This is a genomic window from Hujiaoplasma nucleasis, assembly GCF_013745115.1.
In the GTDB taxonomy this organism is placed as follows: domain Bacteria; phylum Bacillota_I; class Bacilli_A; order Izemoplasmatales; family Hujiaoplasmataceae; genus Hujiaoplasma; species Hujiaoplasma nucleasis.
This window is the reverse complement of sequence record NZ_CP051151.1, coordinates 891329-907114: the sequence shown is the minus strand read 5'-3', so window position 1 is coordinate 907114 and position 15786 is coordinate 891329. Positions and strand designations below refer to the sequence as shown.

Annotated in this window: 15 protein-coding genes and 1 riboswitch; all 15 genes read left to right on the top strand. The window is 33.1% G+C overall.

The window, feature by feature from the left end; all coding sequences use genetic code 11:
- Positions 1 to 4 precede the first annotated feature (4 nt).
- The 15 genes from HF295_RS04135 to HF295_RS04065 all read left to right on the top strand — a co-directional run bounded on the left by HF295_RS04135 (position 5) and on the right by HF295_RS04065 (position 15784).
- The gene (locus HF295_RS04135; RefSeq protein WP_312030919.1) at positions 5 to 1210 is read left to right on the top strand and encodes an acetyl-CoA C-acetyltransferase; all 1206 of its coding nucleotides are present in this window, start codon (positions 5 to 7) and stop codon (positions 1208 to 1210) included.
- Between the two features lie 10 nt (positions 1211 to 1220).
- Positions 1221 to 1940, top strand: a complete 720-nt coding sequence (locus HF295_RS04130; protein ID WP_312030918.1) for a beta-ketoacyl-ACP reductase — start codon at positions 1221 to 1223, stop codon at positions 1938 to 1940.
- A gap of 25 nt (positions 1941 to 1965) precedes the next feature.
- Positions 1966 to 2997, top strand: a complete 1032-nt coding sequence (locus HF295_RS04125) for a 3-oxoacyl-ACP synthase (RefSeq protein WP_312032594.1) — start codon at positions 1966 to 1968, stop codon at positions 2995 to 2997.
- A gap of 44 nt (positions 2998 to 3041) precedes the next feature.
- Entirely contained in the window at positions 3042 to 3965 is a 924-nt protein-coding gene (locus tag HF295_RS04120) for a branched-chain amino acid ABC transporter permease (RefSeq protein WP_312032593.1), read from the top strand.
- 8 nt (positions 3966 to 3973) lie between these two features.
- Positions 3974 to 5059 (top strand): branched-chain amino acid ABC transporter permease, encoded by a 1086-nt coding sequence (locus tag HF295_RS04115; protein ID WP_312032592.1) that lies wholly within the window; start codon positions 3974 to 3976, stop codon positions 5057 to 5059.
- A complete protein-coding gene (locus HF295_RS04110; protein WP_312032591.1) occupies positions 5052 to 5837 on the top strand; it encodes an ABC transporter ATP-binding protein in 786 nt (261 codons plus the stop codon). Before HF295_RS04115 ends, HF295_RS04110 begins: the two co-directional genes overlap by 8 nt.
- An 11-nt stretch (positions 5838 to 5848) precedes the next feature.
- Complete coding sequence (locus HF295_RS04105; RefSeq protein WP_376739685.1) at positions 5849 to 6655, top strand: ABC transporter ATP-binding protein; 807 nt, start codon at positions 5849 to 5851, stop codon at positions 6653 to 6655.
- A 60-nt stretch (positions 6656 to 6715) separates the two neighbouring features.
- Positions 6716 to 7957: an ABC transporter substrate-binding protein gene (locus HF295_RS04100; protein WP_312032589.1), complete on the top strand. Its 1242-nt coding sequence runs from the start codon at positions 6716 to 6718 to the stop codon at positions 7955 to 7957.
- Between the two features lie 74 nt (positions 7958 to 8031).
- Positions 8032 to 9348: an acetyl-CoA hydrolase/transferase family protein gene (locus HF295_RS04095; protein WP_312032588.1), complete on the top strand. Its 1317-nt coding sequence runs from the start codon at positions 8032 to 8034 to the stop codon at positions 9346 to 9348.
- On the top strand, positions 9335 to 10159 hold the full coding sequence (locus tag HF295_RS04090; protein ID WP_312032587.1) for an alpha/beta fold hydrolase: 825 nt from the start codon (positions 9335 to 9337) through the stop codon (positions 10157 to 10159). Before HF295_RS04095 ends, HF295_RS04090 begins: the two co-directional genes overlap by 14 nt.
- Before the next feature lie 13 nt (positions 10160 to 10172).
- Entirely contained in the window at positions 10173 to 11054 is an 882-nt protein-coding gene (gene phaZ, locus HF295_RS04085; protein WP_312032586.1) for an intracellular short-chain-length polyhydroxyalkanoate depolymerase, read from the top strand.
- A gap of 107 nt (positions 11055 to 11161) precedes the next feature.
- Positions 11162 to 11242, top strand: a riboswitch (cyclic di-GMP riboswitch).
- A gap of 124 nt (positions 11243 to 11366) precedes the next feature.
- Entirely contained in the window at positions 11367 to 12149 is a 783-nt protein-coding gene (locus HF295_RS04080; RefSeq protein WP_312032585.1) for a hypothetical protein, read from the top strand.
- A gap of 44 nt (positions 12150 to 12193) precedes the next feature.
- Positions 12194 to 13159, top strand: a complete 966-nt coding sequence (locus HF295_RS04075) for a hypothetical protein (RefSeq protein WP_312032584.1) — start codon at positions 12194 to 12196, stop codon at positions 13157 to 13159.
- 230 nt (positions 13160 to 13389) lie between these two features.
- The gene (locus HF295_RS04070) at positions 13390 to 14085 is read left to right on the top strand and encodes a signal peptidase I (RefSeq protein WP_312032583.1); all 696 of its coding nucleotides are present in this window, start codon (positions 13390 to 13392) and stop codon (positions 14083 to 14085) included.
- A gap of 43 nt (positions 14086 to 14128) precedes the next feature.
- A complete protein-coding gene (locus HF295_RS04065; protein WP_312032582.1) occupies positions 14129 to 15784 on the top strand; it encodes a hypothetical protein in 1656 nt (551 codons plus the stop codon).
- Positions 15785 to 15786: the final 2 nt, after the last annotated feature.

Below are 15786 nucleotides of genomic sequence, written 5' to 3'. Positions count from 1 at the left end.
TTGAATGAAAAAGAAAGTTTTTATTGTTGGGGCTAAAAGAAGTCCTATTGGTGCATTCTTAGGATCTTTAAAAGATGTTCATCCAAGAGAAATGGGTGCTCAAGTTTTAAAAGAATTATTAGATGAAACAAAAGTACCTGTTGAAAAAATTTCTGAAGTGATTGTTGGTAATATTTTACCTGCAAATCTAGGCCAAGGTATTGCTCGTCAAATATCAATGACCGCAGGAATTCCTGAAACAGTACCTGCTTATTCATTAAATATGGTTTGTGGTTCAGGTATGAAAACGATGATGAATGCTTATATGGGTATCCAAGCCGGTTTTTCTGATATCGTCGTTGCTGGTGGTGTAGAGTCTATGTCTGGGGCTCCTTTCTTGGTAGATGGTTCTATAAGAAGCGGAAGAAAAATGGGGCATATGGAAATGAAAGATCATATGTTATATGATGCTTTAACTGATGCTTTTGGTGATATGCATATGGGTATCACTGCTGAAAATATCGCTGATAAATATCAAATCACTAGAGAAGAACAAGATGCTTTTGCTTATGAGTCTCAACAAAGGGCTATTAAAGCTATTGACCAAGGTAAGTTTAAAGATGAAATTGTTCCAATTAAAATTCAAACTAGAAAAGGTCAAATCATTTTTGATACTGATGAATATCCGAATCGTTCAACAACTCCTGAAATATTAGGTAAATTAAGAACTGCTTTTAAAAAAGATGGTAGTGTTACTGCTGGTTCATCTTCTGGTATTAATGATGGGGCTTCATTCACTATTATTGCCAGTGAAGAAGCAGTTAAGAAATATAACTTAAATGTCTTGGCTGAAATTGTTGATATTGGTCAAGGTGGGGTAGATCCTAATTATATGGGTATGGGTCCTGTACCTGCTATTAGACATTTATTAAATAATGCTAATATGTCTTTAAAAGATGTTGATTTAATTGAATTGAATGAAGCCTTTGCTTCACAATCATTAGGAGTTATTCATGAATTAGTTGAAGAACATGGTGTGAAAAAAGAAGATATCTTAAATAAAACCAATGTGAATGGTGGTGCCATTGCTTTAGGACATCCTGTTGGAGTTTCTGGTAATAGAATCGTTGTAACTTTAATTCATGAAATGATCAAAAGAGATTTAAAAACTGGTTTAGCTAGTTTGTGTATTGGTGGCGGTATGGGAACTGCTATCTTAATTAAACGATAAGGAGAAGAATATGAAATTAAAAGATAAAATCGCTGTTGTTACAGGTGGAGCTCAAGGTATTGGGCAAGAAATATCATTAGCTTTAGCCAATGAAGGTGCTAAAGTCATCGCTGTCGATATGGGCGAATTAAAATATGAACACGAAAATGTTGAAGGCTATAAGTTAAATATTACAGATACTGAAGGCTGTAAAAAATTCTATGATCAAACCATAGAAAAATATGGTCGTATTGATATATTGGTCAATAATGCTGGTATTACTAGAGATTCTATGACAAGAAAAATGACTGATGAACAATGGGACTTGGTTATTGATGTTAACTTAAAAGGTGTCTTTAATCTAACCAGATATATTGGACCACAAATGGAAGCTATTGGTGGAGGATCAATCATCAATATATCTTCTGTAGTGGGTGTCTTTGGTAATATCGGTCAAGCCAATTATTCAGCGACTAAAGCCGGTGTATTAGGTTTAACCATGACTTGGGCTAAAGAATTTGCAAGAAAAGGTGTTCCTGTAAGAGTGAATGCTATTGCACCTGGATATGTGATGACAGATATTTTAAAAACAGTACCTCAAGACTTATTAGACCAATTCGCTGGATTAACCATGTTAAAACGTTTAGGTCAACCTGAAGAAATAGCAAAAGTTGCTTTATTCTTAGCGAGTGATGATGCTTCATATATTACTGGTCAAACAATCAATGTTAACGGTGGTATGAGATTATAAATTTATATTAGAAAGATGTGATATTATGAATAAACCTAAGGTGGGAATCGTAGGTACAGGTATATATATTCCTGATCAATGGATGACAGCTTCTGAAATCGCTGAAAAAACCAATGGGGTTTGGGCTGAAGAAGCTGTAGTTGAAAAGTTAGGGATTAAAAAGAAAAGCATTCCAGGAGATAATGATGGCACCCAAGAAATGGGTGTCAGAGCGGCTTTGAATGCTTTAGAAAATACAGGAATGGATCCATTGGACATTGATGTCATTATTGGTGTAGGTGAAGAATGGAAAGAGTATCCATTAACCACTTCAGCCTTATACATTCAAGATAAAATTGGTGCGAAAAACGCTTGGGGTATTGATGTTGCTAATCGTTGTTGTACAACTGTTTCAGCTATGAAAATGGCTAAAGATATGTTGATCGCTGATGATGATGTACATGTGGTTATGGTTGTTGGTGGTTATAGAAACGGTGATTTCGTTGACTTTACTGACAAGCATATGTCAATGATGTATAACCTTGGCGCAGGTGGTGGTGCCATCATCTTAAAGAAGAATTATGGCAAGAATTTACTATTGGGTTCACATGTGATTGCTGATGGTTCATTAGCGAGAACAGCTGGTGTAGAAATTGGTGGTATTGTAAACCCTATCACAAAAGAAAATGTTGATGTGGCTTATAAATCTCTGAGATTGATGGATCCTGTGAAAATGAAAAATCGTTTAAATGAAGTGTCTATGCCTAATTGGTTTGAATGTATTGATAAAGCTTTAGAGAAATCTGGTAAAGAAAGAAAAGATATAGATTATTTAGCCATTCTTCATATTAAAAGATCAGGTCATCAATATATGCTAGATGAACTTGGATTAAGAGAAGATCAAACCATATATTTAGAAGATTATGGTCATATTGGTCAAGTCGATCAAATTTTATCTTTACATAAGGCTTTAGAAGAGAAGAAAGTGAAAGATGGGTCAGTGGTTTGTATGATCGCTGCTGGTATTGGTTATGTATGGGCAGCGAATATCATCCAATGGGGAAATACACAACATTAATGAAAATTTTACAAATAGTCCACACATAGATAGGAGAAATACATATGTCATTATCTACAATTATAACCTTGCTCTTTAGCAGTTTAAGGTTGGGGTCAATCGTAGCTTTAGCAGCCCTTGGAATTGTGCTTATATTTAGAACTTCTAAAGCAACAAATTTTGCGCAGGGTACAATTGGAACCATGAATGCTTATGTGGCAGCTTATTTTACAATGGTCAAAGGATATCACTGGTTGGTTGCTGTTTCACTGGCTTTAGTCGCTGCCTTTATTACTGGAATTGTGATTGATAAATTATTTATTAGACCTGCAAAGAAAGCGAATATTGTCGGCAAACAAATTTTAACCTTTGGTATCATTATGATATTAACTGGAATTATGAATTTTGATAAAGGGATATTTAAAGATTTATTTCCTTCAGTACCCATTAGGCCAGAACCATTATTTCCGATTTCTTTAAGGGTTAATATTTTAGGTGCTGGTATCGAAGTGAACACCATATTTATTTTCACAGTTACTTTGGTTTTATTGGCATTTGTTTTCTGGTTTATACAAAAAACAAAATGGGGTTTGGCAACGCGAGTTACTGCTTCAAGTGAAGAAACTGCAATGTTGATGGGTGTTCCAACGAAAACTGTGACCATGTTTTCATGGGCATTTGCTGCTATGCTAGGCGCACTTGCGGGGATATTCTTATCTTCTCGAGTGGCAATGGATCCGTTATTACTTGTAAGTGTTCAAGTTGGGGCTTTTTTTGCCGGTGTTTTTGGAGGTTTCACAACTTTCCATGGTCCAGTAATTGCTGCATATTTAATTGGATTTGTCATTAATATATCGAGTTATTTTACATCAAGTGTTTTGAGAAAAGATGCTTTGTATGCTGAGGTTGCTGTTTATTTATTGATATTAGTTATTTTATATTTTAAACCGTATGGTTTGTTTGGTAAAAAACCAACTAGAAAGGTTTAGGTGACGTCATGGATAAACAAGAAAAACAACTAAATTTTTCTAATTTTATTATCAAGTCAAAAGAAGTTATATTAAAAGTACTTTCTATGCCTCAGGTACATTATATTCTTGTTGGTATATTGTTATTGTATATTGGTAGGAGTATTGTAAATGGACCTAAAGCACCTAATATTAACTTTATGGCTGAGGTACTTATATATACAATTGCTGCTTTGGGGCTAAATTTACTATTGGGATTTAGCGGGTTGGTTTCTCTAAGTACCGCAGCTTTTATTGGTGTAACAACCAATGGAATGAATTTATTAATCAATACATTCGAATATAGTTTTATTTTATCTGCAATCATTATGATAATTATTTCAGCTTTGTTTGGTTTATTGATTGGATTTTTATCTTTACAGATGGAAGGTATTTACCTTGCTATCGCGACATTGTTTGTGGGTTATATCTTAACTCAATTCTTCACTGCAACAGAGATTTTTAACAATGGTAGATCAGTTAGAATAGGTGCAGTAAATCTTTATGGTGATGTAGTTTTGAATAATATTTTACCAGCAGATAGAATCGTGTTATATAATATTGTCGTAGTGATGTTGGTGCTTATGTTTATTATAACCCATCACATCATTAAAAGTCCCACGGGTAGAGCTTTAATGGCGATTAGTCGGAGTCAACATGCGGCTCAAGCTATGGGAATAAAAGTGAAAAAGTATCGTATAATGGCTTTTGTAATTGCGACTATTTTCGCATCTGTTGCCGGGATTTCTCATGTCATTTTTTCTCAAACAACAGGTACCGCTGATAAATGGGGATTGAATTTGTCACTATTGATTTTAGCTGTCGTTGTCATCGGGGGTATGAAGTCTGTGTTAGGTATGCTTCTGGGTGCCTTCATTATCTTTGGTGTACCTTCATTGTATTTGCAAGATTTAGAGTGGTTTAAAGGTGTTGAAAGTATCATGACAGGACTATTGTTAGTTCTCGTAATAATTTTCTATCCTTATGGGTTGGCGCATATTTACTACGACATAAAAAAAATATACTATAAGATTAAAACCAGAATAAAAGCAAGGTTGGTGAAAAATAATGAGTAATCCAATTTTACAAATCAAAGATTTATCCTTGTTTTTTGGTGGTTTAAAAGCTGTTGACGAACTTAGTTTTAATGTTCCGGAAGGGGAAATAGTGGCGTTAATTGGACCAAATGGCGCCGGGAAAACCACAGTGTTTAATTGTGTGACACGCTTTTACGATCACTATACTGGTGACATAATCTATTACAATAATTCTGGTGAAGCTATTAATTTACGTGATTATGAAGTAACCGATGTAATATATCAAGGTATTGCTAGAACATTTCAAAATATAGAGTTGATTCCTGATTTATCAATTATTGATAATGTTTTGATTGGTGCTCATAAAGAAATCAAATCAAGCGTTTTTGAACATATTTTCAAATCACCAAGAATGGTAAAACAAGAAAAAGTCCTATATCATAGGGCAGAAGAAATTTTAAATTTTCTAAATATTGGAATGATTAAGGATATGTATGCATTTGGCTTACCTTATGGGATTCTTAAGAAAATTGAACTGGCACGAGCATTAATTGCCAAACCCAGATTATTAATATTGGATGAACCAGCTGCAGGATTAAATGAGCAAGAAACTGATGAACTAGCTAAAATAATTAGAAAATTAAAATCTGAATGGAATATGACAATTTTATTAATTGAACATGATATGAGTTTTGTGATGAATATTTCCGATCATGTATGTGCAATTAGTTTTGGTAAATTCTTAGCCTATGATATACCAGAAAGCATTAAATCAAATCCTTTGGTTCAAGAAGCTTACTTGGGAAAGGATGAATAATTATGAACATGATTTTAAAAACAGAAGACCTTCATGTTTCCTATGGTGGCATTCGCGCATTAAGAGGTGTGAATATCAATATCCCTCAAGGGGAAATTGTGGCTATTCTTGGAGCCAATGGTGCAGGTAAAACAACGCTTTTAAGAACTATTTCTGGTCTGGTTAAATCAGAACAAGGCAAGGTTATATATTTGGACAATAATATTACCAAAGCGCCGGTTGAAAAGATTGTTAAAAACGGTATTTTACATGTTCCAGAAGGAAGGCAAATATTTGAAGATTTATCAGTTTTTGAAAACCTCAAAATTGGTGCGTTTTCAACTGAAAAAAAAGAAATGAAGTTCCAAAATTTAGATTCAGATGTTCAAAAATTGGTTATTCAAAGATTAAAACAATTAAGTATCAAAGATAATCCTACAGTGATTTTGAATAAACAAGAAGCATTCATGCAAAATTTATCTTTTGTATATCGTTTATTCCCTGTACTAAAAGAAAGAAAATCACAAATTGCAACCACCTTATCCGGTGGTGAGATGCAAATGTTGGCGATTGGTAGAGCCTTAATGGGGAGTCCCAAATTATTAATTTTAGATGAACCATCATTAGGATTAGCCCCATTAATCATTAAGAGTATCTTTGAAACGATTACCATGTTAAAAGAACAAGGTTTATCAATTTTAATCGTTGAACAAAACGCTTTACAAACTTTAAAAATCGCTGATTATGCTTATGTATTACAAATTGGTAAGGTGGTTAAAGAAGGTAAGGCAAAAGATTTAATCAAAGATCATAGTTTAATTGAAGCTTATTTAGGATAGGTAATTATTCTGTATTACAGAAATTACATAAAAAAAATAGAAGAATAAAAGGAGAGAAGTATGAAAAAAATTCTATTAGTTGTTACTTTATTTATGCTAGCAGCTACATTAGTAGCTTGCGGTGGAACAGAAGAAGGGACGAAAGAACCATTGGTACATGCTCAAGGTGTTTCAGATACTGAAATTATAGTCGGAAATACTGCAGTGAATGATGGGCCACTAGGTTTTGTTGGTGCGCCTTTCTTAGCAGGTATGGAAACATACTTTAGTATGGTGAATGAAGCTGGCGGTGTCCTTGGCCGCGATATTCGTTTAATTCACTATAGTGATGGTTTCGATGGAGAAACTGGTCTAACACATACTCAAACGCTAGTCGAAGTTGACAAAGTATTTGCTATGGTAGGTCATTTTGGTACACCTACTGTTGGTGCTACCGCAGAATATCTAGAAACTTTAGGCGTTCCTAGAGTATATTACGGCACTGGTACTTCACTAGTATACGAAGAAGATGTAGAAGGTAGTGCAAGTTTCCCTGTACAACCGGTTTATGAGTATGAAGGTGAAATGATGGCTGCAAGAAGTATCGATTCTTTTGATGCTCAAAAAATTGGGTTAATCTATACCGCTAATGAAAATGGTTTTGAAATTAAAACTGGTTTAGAGAGAGTTGCCTCTGCCCAAGGGGTAACTGTTGTATCAGCTCAAGTGTCAGGAACAGATTTTGCTTCAGCTGCTTTAACAATCATCGATGCTGATGTTGATGTAGTTGTTCTAGGGATGAATCAATGGAGCGTTGTTTCTGCTTTATTAGAGTTGTTTGCTAACGGAAATACAAAACCTGCAATCATGAGTTATGTTGCGGCAGATGCTTCAGTAATTGCGCAAGTTAAACAAGTTGCAACAGCATTTGATGTTTATGCAAATGCATGGGTTAACACAATTGACGATGAAGGGAATATCACACCTGAATTTGAATTATATCAAACTGAAATTGTTAAGCAATATCCTGAATATGAAAACAATTCATTTGCGATAGCTGGTTGGATAGCTGCCATGGTATTTGTAAAAGGTTTAGAACGTATGGACGCTGATGAAGCAATTTCATGGGAAAACTTTATTGAAGCGATGGAAGAATCAGTATTTAATTATGGATTAGGAAGCCCGTTAGACTTCACTGGAGGAAAACGTGTTGGAACACAAATTATGTCTTTCTTACAAATGAAAGTTGAAGACGAAGTTGGTTATTTTGAAATTGCTGAATCAATGGAAGCAGTTGATCAAATATTAGCAAGACAAGAATAAAACAATCATTAAAATTTCAGATAAAAGGGAGAGTTCATTCTCTCCCTTCATATCTATGAGAAATGAGGGACAATATGAAAGAAGCAAAAAAGGTAACGATAGACAAGATTTATGATTTAGTCCAATCAAATTCTGAAATTGTTGTTGGTATGGCTGCCAATGAACCTCAAGAATTTATGAAAAACCTACATACCATTGCTGACAGTGTTAAGTCTGTCACAGTGACCAATTGTTTGCCTATAACAAATGCAGACTTTTTTATGAATGGAGACTATAGGGATTCATTCTTTTTAGATTCATGGTTTTATACAAAAACATTAAGAAAAGCAAGTCAACATGGAAATATTTCGTTTATTCCTAATCATTTACATTTTGCAGGAAAAAAACGATTAGATTATAGAAAACCACATATATTTATTACAGCTGCGACACCACCGGATAAACATGGCTTTATGTCCTTATCAACATCTAATGTTTATGAAAAAGAAATGGTTGAAGCTGCCGACATCGTCGTCTTTGAAATCAACCCTAATTTTCCAAGGACCTTTGGTGATATGGAAGTCCATATCTCAGATGTTGATTATTTAGTTGAAGTGGATTATCCTGTACCAACACTACCAAATGTAGAGCCTAATGAAAAAGACTTAAAAATTGGTCAGTTAATAGCTGAACATATTCATGATGGTGATAATTTACAATTGGGCATTGGTGGTATACCAAATGCAGTGGCTAAGTCGTTGATAGATAAAAAAGACTTAGGTATTCACACAGAAATGTTTACATCTGGGATGATTGATTTAATCGAAGCTGGTGTCATTACTGGTAAAAAGAAAACCTTACACAAGGGAAAACACGTTTGTTGTTTTGCCATGGGTTCAAAAGAACTTTATGACTATATTGATAACAATCCTTCAGTCATGATTTTACCTGGATCATATGTTAATGATCCAGCTGTCATGGGTTTGAATGACAATCAAGTATCTATTAATTCAACCATTGAAGTTGACTTAACTGGACAATGTTGTTCAGAATCAATAGGAACCATGCAAATTTCAGGAACTGGTGGACAAGCCGATACAGCCATTGGGGCTCAAAATGCTAAGAACGGTCGTTCATTTATTTCTCTATATTCAACAACAACCCTAAAAAATAAAGAAACTGGTGAATATGAAGAAGTATCAAAAATTGTTCCTACTTTAAAAGCAGGGGCTGCAGTTTCTTTATCAAGAAATGACGTTGATTATGTAGTTACAGAATATGGTATTGTTAATTTAAGAGGCAAGAACATTAGAGAACGAGCTGAATTATTAATTTCCATTGCCCATCCTAAATTTAGAGATGCTTTAAGAAAAGAAGCCATAGAAGCAGGTTTTTTACATGAGCATTTTTAAGTATAAAGATAAAAATGTTTTTTATCAGTTAGATGGGAATAAAGATAATCCAAAATTATTAATTTTAAACGGTATTATGATGTCTACTAAGTCTTGGCAACCTTTTATGGAAACATTAACTGAACATTTTCACGTTTTAAGGGTTGATTTCCTTGACCAAGGTCAATCAGATAAAATGACTGACAACTATAAACAAGACATGCAAATTGACTTATTAAAAGCTTTATTAGATGAATTAAAGATCAAGAAAATAAATTTAGTTGGGATTTCTTATGGCGGGGAAGTTGCTTTATCTTTTGCTTTGAAACATCAAACTTATGTTCAAAGATTAATTTTATTTAATTCATCAGCCTATACAAATCCTTTATTAAAAGATATAGGAAGGTCTTGGATTAAAGCAGGTCAAACCAGAGACGGTTCTTTATATTATAAAACAACCATTCCAATCATCTATTCACCATCTTATTATGAAGCTAAGTTAGAATGGATGCAAAAAAGAGAAGAAATCTTAACACCTATTTTTTCTAATCCAGAATTTTTAGATGCTATGGAGAGATTGACTTTATCAGCTGAATCTTTTGATGTAAGAGATCAGTTAAAAGATTTAGACATACATACATTGATTATTACCGCTGATGAAGATTTCTTAACACCTAGAAAAGAACAAGAATATTTAGCTAAACATATTAAAAACGCCCATTGGATGACCATACCGGGGGTAGGTCATGCCTCAATGTATGAAAATCCATTATTGTTTACATCATTGATTACAGGGTTTTTCTTAGTTAAACAAGAAACTTATCAAATATAAGGAGTAGAACTTTATGGAAAAGAAAACTATTCAAATCAATAATAATGAAACAATTGCTTATTTAGAACAAGGAAAAGGATCAAAGTATTTAATCTTAGTTCATGGTAATGTATCATCTTCTGTTTATTTTAAACCTTTACTAGAAAGATTACCTGACCATATCCATGTTTACGCACCTGATTTAAGAGGTTTTGGTGACTCATCATATGATCAACCTATTAAGTCTTTAAAAGACTTTGCGGATGATTTATATTTATTTATGGAAAAACTAGATATTCCTAAGGCTGATATATTAGGTTGGTCTTTAGGTGGTGGGGTAGTTATGGAATTTGCGGTTAAGTACCCTGATAAGTTAGATAAGCTTATTTTACTGAACTCAGCTTCTCATAATGGCTATCCAGTCTTTAAAAAAGATGATAAGAATCAAATGATTATTGGCCAAGTTTATGAAACAAGAGAAGAAATGGCAAAAGATCCAGTTCAAGTTTTACCATTATTAATGGCTTATCAAACCAAGAACAGAGATTTATTAAGAACCATTTATAATATGACAATCTATACTGTTAATAAACCAAATGAAGAAGACTATGCTTTATATATAGAAGATTCTTTAAAACAAAGAAATTTAGTCGATGTTGATTTTGCCTTAGCTTCTTTAAATATGGGGGACACCCACAATTTATATTCTGAAGGCGATCATAGCATTCAAAATATTAAAGCACCAACCCTACATATTTGGGGAAGTCATGATATTACTGTTCCTGAATCGATGGTTAAAGCCAATATAGAGAAGATAAATGATTCAACTTATGTAAAATTTGATCAGTGTGGACACTCACCTTTAGTTGATAAAGCAGATCAATTAACAGAGACAATTCTTGATTTTATAAAATAATTTACATTTTTGGGGGGCTTAAATTAGCCCTCCAAATAAAAAAAATAAAAAAATTAATAAATTCAAGGTATTTTTATTGACAAATAAAGCTTGATAGTTTATAATAAACTCGTAAATAGCAAAACTAGCGAAAGCTAGTGACGCAAAGCTATAGGGCCTTCGATAATCGATGGTAGCCAGTTGCCGTTATCTTGAGTGATGATGGCATTTTTTATTTCTTAGGGAGTAAAGAATGTCGAAATCAAAAGATGATGGCTTTTTTTAAAACAAAAAGCCAATTATGAAGATAGGGGGAGGGGATGGTATTCGAATATGGGACGCAAAGTAAGATTAGCTGATAAAGTATTATTTGCTTCCAAAGCGTTTAGACTAACAAAAACTGCCAGGTTCGGAATCATCGTCACAGCAATCTTATCCTTCTTAATCTTCGCTATCTCGTTTTACGGAATGGAAGCAGGGAACTTTACATTTACCGTGGATCAAAGAGCTTATCAAATTGGTGTTTCACTTTATGAGAACTTAGATAATAAACAATTTTCAACAAGATTATTAGCCGATAAAGTCGATAACGCTGATGGTATGACTGACCTTTGTGGCATCATGCCTGATAGGGATCCTGGACATCCATCGTGTATACCACCTAATGAAGAAATCCATTCAGTAGAAGGATCAAACAACGGAGAGTCTTACATCGCATATACCTTTTATGTAGAAATGCAATCCAATGGAAATTACGCCGCGGATTTGCTTGCTGAAATAGATGTCATTTCAACATCAAAAGGGGCAGAAGAAGCATTAAGAGTCAAAGTCATTATTGATGGTGAAGCAACAGTATATGCTAAGAGACAATCAGAGAACGGGCAAAACCCTGGAGAATTAGAACCTTATGTAGATCAAAGTTTCTTTGGTCCCTCAACAATAATGAGGCAAACATTTACTAATTTCTTTCCAGGAGATATTAAAAAAGTATCAGTAGTGATCTGGTACGAAGGCTATGATCCAGACCATACCATCAACTTATGGAGTGGTGGAGTTAAATTAGCAATGAATTTCACAGTAACAAACATCGTCTTAATTGACGAAGAAACATCTTAATTAGAAAGTAAAAAAAATAAAAAAAATAAAAGGAGAAAAAATTTATGAAAGCTTTAAAAACAAAAGTGATTCTTTCAGGAATCGTATTAGTATTCGCGTTTATCGCAACAATAGGTACAACATTTGCTTGGTTTACAGTAAGTCAAACTGCAACTGTTGATACAATGACGTTAAATGTAACTTCAGCAGATTCTTTACTTATTATGCCTTTGACACCGACTGAAACTGCAGGAGATTTCGTTAATGATAATTCTGGCAATCCTAATGATTTACAAACAGCTGGAAATTATATGACAGTGATTGAAGTTGCTGATTTATATTCTGATGGATATCAAATTGGACCTAGCGCAGCTACACCTTGGAGAATATCACCGGCATCTGTAGTCTCAAATGGATATGCAGCATATGATGCTAAAAATTTAACATATTTAAGTGACTTTGAAAATAGAACACTTGCTTCAGCTACAAAAAATAATGCTGATGGCCAATATTTAGAATTAAGATTCTGGGTTTTATTACAAGGGGATAATGGAGACACTGCTGCATTAGAATTAATTGATACTTCATCAATCGCTTCAAATGCTGGTAACTCAGCAAACCAAGCAGATATTGCAAATGCTGTAAGATTAGTAGTTTGGGGAGATAACACAGACTTTGGAGGTTCAACAGTTGGAGATGCATTTGTTTTCGGTAATGGCATTGATTATTCATATACTTTTACTGGCGACTTTGCAGGGACATCAAATAATACCTTATCTGATTTAGAAGCTACAGCTGGAGATTTAGAAAATTTAACAAACTTAAACTCATCAGTGATTGATCATTTTGAATTATCTTCATATACAACTACTGGAAATCCTACTGATTTAATGATTATTGATGCAAACGTACCTACTTTAGTTACAGTATATATCTTTGTTGAAGGTTGGGATGCAGACGCAACAAATAATATTTCATTAGCTCAATTCGACATTTCATTCGGTTTCCAAATTGGAACAACTGACTTATAATATCGAAATATTAATTAAAGTTATTTGAAATTAACTATTAAAACATAACTTAGGGTTTATCCCTAAGTTATGTTACCTTATAGGGTATAATTTTAGTTCTAAGGTAAAATAAAGTCTTTTTTATAAGATAAATAGTGGTATTTGTTTATTTTATTAAATTTAATAATGAAAAATGTTACATAATAATATATAATAAAGAGAGTATCTATTTTATTTTAGGAGTGAGATTAATGGAGAATGTAAAAGGGAAAAATGATTTACTTAAAAAAATAGGCAATATTGCTTTTTATGTTGTGTTAGGAATTGTGTTATTATATGCAATATTCGCTTTATTTTCTAAGAAAGAAGAAAACCAAATTTCTTTCTTTGGTATAACGTCTTTAGCTGTTCAATCAGATTCAATGAGTCCTACTTTTGATAAGGGTGATTTGATTTTTATTTCTACGGATTTTAATTTATCTGATATTGTTGAAGAGGAAGGTGTTGTTATAACTTATTGGGATAGTACTTTAGAAGAGTATAACACACATAGAATTGTTAATGTTTTTGATGCTGGGGAAGGGGTGTATTTTTTAACAACAAAAGGTGATGGAAATCCAGATAACGATAGAGTTTTGTTAAGAGTTTCTAGTGATGATTTAAATGATATTGTTGGGGTATGGAATGGACGTTCTTGGTCTAACTTTGGATCATTTGTTGATGGATTTACTGGATTTTTAAAATCAAGTTTAGGATTCTTTTTATTAATTGTTTTACCTGCAGTTGGATTCTTAGCTTATGAAGTTGTTCGTTTTGTTAAAATATATGCTGAATATAATAATAAAAAGACAATGGAAGATAGAGTTAAAATGCAAGAAGAAGCGATTGCTGAAGCTAAAAGACAATTAGAAGCAGAGCAAAAAAAACAAGAAGAAGATAAAGAATAACGTTTTTAATATTTACTAGTATTCAATTACTGGAGGCTATATAATGAATGAATTTTCAAGATATTATGTTAGATTGTTTACAGCAATCTGGCAACATATAGTATTCTTTTTCAGAGATATTCTCTGGGAAGGTATTATTGTTAGATTATTTAGAAATATTGGCGATTATTGGGAAATTTTAATACAAGAATCGCAAGACTTTACTGTTGTTTCATGGTTTATGGTTGTGATTGCGGGTGTTATCAATATTTCTCTTTTTGTCTTTATCTTGATTAGAACATTCTTATGGTTAAGAAAGTATATTGGTTTTAGATCAGTAGAAATAGAAAAACAAGAGCTAATTGATGAAATTGCGATGTTAAACGATAGAGTCGTTGAACTAGCCGATGAGAAAAACCAAATCATGGCTATGAAGGTTTCTCAATTAGGTATTAATGCAACAACAAGATCAGAAGTTGGTGAAAATTATATTCCACCTGCTGCTTCAGCTGGATCAGGTCAAACCATTTATTTAGCTGATGGTAGAAGCAGGTATGGGTCAAGACCAAGTTCTATTACTTCTGACGTTCAATCTTCTCCACAAGCACCACAAACTCAAAAACCTAGTGGTCCTTCAAGATTTGTTAAGTTAATTGAAGTGGATGAAAGATATGCTGGGAAAGATACCCATATCTTTATGGAAGATGAAGATTATATTGCTTTACCTGAGTTAGTCACAAGATTTGTTAATTATTCAGCTTCACAATTAAAACTTTATTACACACCAAAAATGATTTCCTTATTCTTTTCTGGTATGGCAGCTTCTAAGGTTGTTTTATTAGAAGGTATATCTGGTACAGGGAAAACCTCTTTACCTTATGCTATGGCTAAGTTTTTTGGTAATAAAGCTGAAATTATCTCTGTTCAACCTTCATGGAGAGATAGGGCAGAAATTATTGGTTATTTAAATGAGTTTACCAAACGATTTAATGAAACTGATTTCTTAAAAGCCTTGTATGAATCAATTTATCGTAAAGATGTTAACTTCATCGTTTTAGATGAGTTGAACTTAGCGAGAATTGAGTATTATTTTGCTGAATTCTTATCAATTATGGAAATGCCAAATCCTTCTGAATGGAAGATAGACTTAGTGCCTGATGCTAAACCATCAGATCCATTAAAAGTGATTAACGGTAAGATTACTGTACCAGAAAACGTTTGGTTTATTGGTACAGCCAATAAAGATGATTCAACATTCACCATTACAGATAAGGTATATGATAGAGCCATGTCTCTTGAATTTGAAAATAAAGCTGAAGCATTTGATGCGCCTGAACAAGAGCCTATTCATATGTCTCATGCTTACTTACAAGAATTATTTGATGAAGCACATTATAAATATCCAGTATCTGATGATGTTTTAAAGAAATTTGATATCTTAGATAAATTTGTTCAAAATAAATTTAAAGTTGCTTTTGGTAACCGTATTATGAATCAAGTACATAAATTTGTTCCTGTTTATGTAGCTTGTGGCGGTACTGAAGAAGATGGCATGGATTATATTTTTGCTAATAAGGTCTTACGTAAATTTGAAAGTTTAAATCTAGCCTTTTTACAAGATGAGTTAAAAGATTTGAAAGAACAAATCAAGAAAACATTTGGTAAAAATTCTTTTGAGGAGTCTCAAAAATTCATTGATAATCTTCAAAAAATGTTATAGGT

Excerpts from the sequence above, each read along its gene's own strand:
- HF295_RS04135 (WP_312030919.1), top strand. The coding sequence starts at position 5 with ATGAAAAAGAAAGTTTTTATTGTTGGGGCTAAAAGAAGTCCTATTGGT.
- HF295_RS04130 (WP_312030918.1), top strand. The coding sequence starts at position 1,221 with ATGAAATTAAAAGATAAAATCGCTGTTGTTACAGGTGGAGCTCAAGGT.
- HF295_RS04125 (WP_312032594.1), top strand. The coding sequence starts at position 1,966 with ATGAATAAACCTAAGGTGGGAATCGTAGGTACAGGTATATATATTCCT.
- HF295_RS04120 (WP_312032593.1), top strand. The coding sequence starts at position 3,042 with ATGTCATTATCTACAATTATAACCTTGCTCTTTAGCAGTTTAAGGTTG.
- HF295_RS04115 (WP_312032592.1), top strand. The coding sequence starts at position 3,974 with ATGGATAAACAAGAAAAACAACTAAATTTTTCTAATTTTATTATCAAG.
- HF295_RS04110 (WP_312032591.1), top strand. The coding sequence starts at position 5,052 with ATGAGTAATCCAATTTTACAAATCAAAGATTTATCCTTGTTTTTTGGT.
- HF295_RS04100 (WP_312032589.1), top strand. The coding sequence starts at position 6,716 with ATGAAAAAAATTCTATTAGTTGTTACTTTATTTATGCTAGCAGCTACA.
- HF295_RS04095 (WP_312032588.1), top strand. The coding sequence starts at position 8,032 with ATGAAAGAAGCAAAAAAGGTAACGATAGACAAGATTTATGATTTAGTC.
- HF295_RS04090 (WP_312032587.1), top strand. The coding sequence starts at position 9,335 with ATGAGCATTTTTAAGTATAAAGATAAAAATGTTTTTTATCAGTTAGAT.
- phaZ (WP_312032586.1), top strand. The coding sequence starts at position 10,173 with ATGGAAAAGAAAACTATTCAAATCAATAATAATGAAACAATTGCTTAT.
- HF295_RS04080 (WP_312032585.1), top strand. The coding sequence starts at position 11,367 with ATGGGACGCAAAGTAAGATTAGCTGATAAAGTATTATTTGCTTCCAAA.
- HF295_RS04075 (WP_312032584.1), top strand. The coding sequence starts at position 12,194 with ATGAAAGCTTTAAAAACAAAAGTGATTCTTTCAGGAATCGTATTAGTA.
- HF295_RS04070 (WP_312032583.1), top strand. The coding sequence starts at position 13,390 with ATGGAGAATGTAAAAGGGAAAAATGATTTACTTAAAAAAATAGGCAAT.
- HF295_RS04065 (WP_312032582.1), top strand. The coding sequence starts at position 14,129 with ATGAATGAATTTTCAAGATATTATGTTAGATTGTTTACAGCAATCTGG.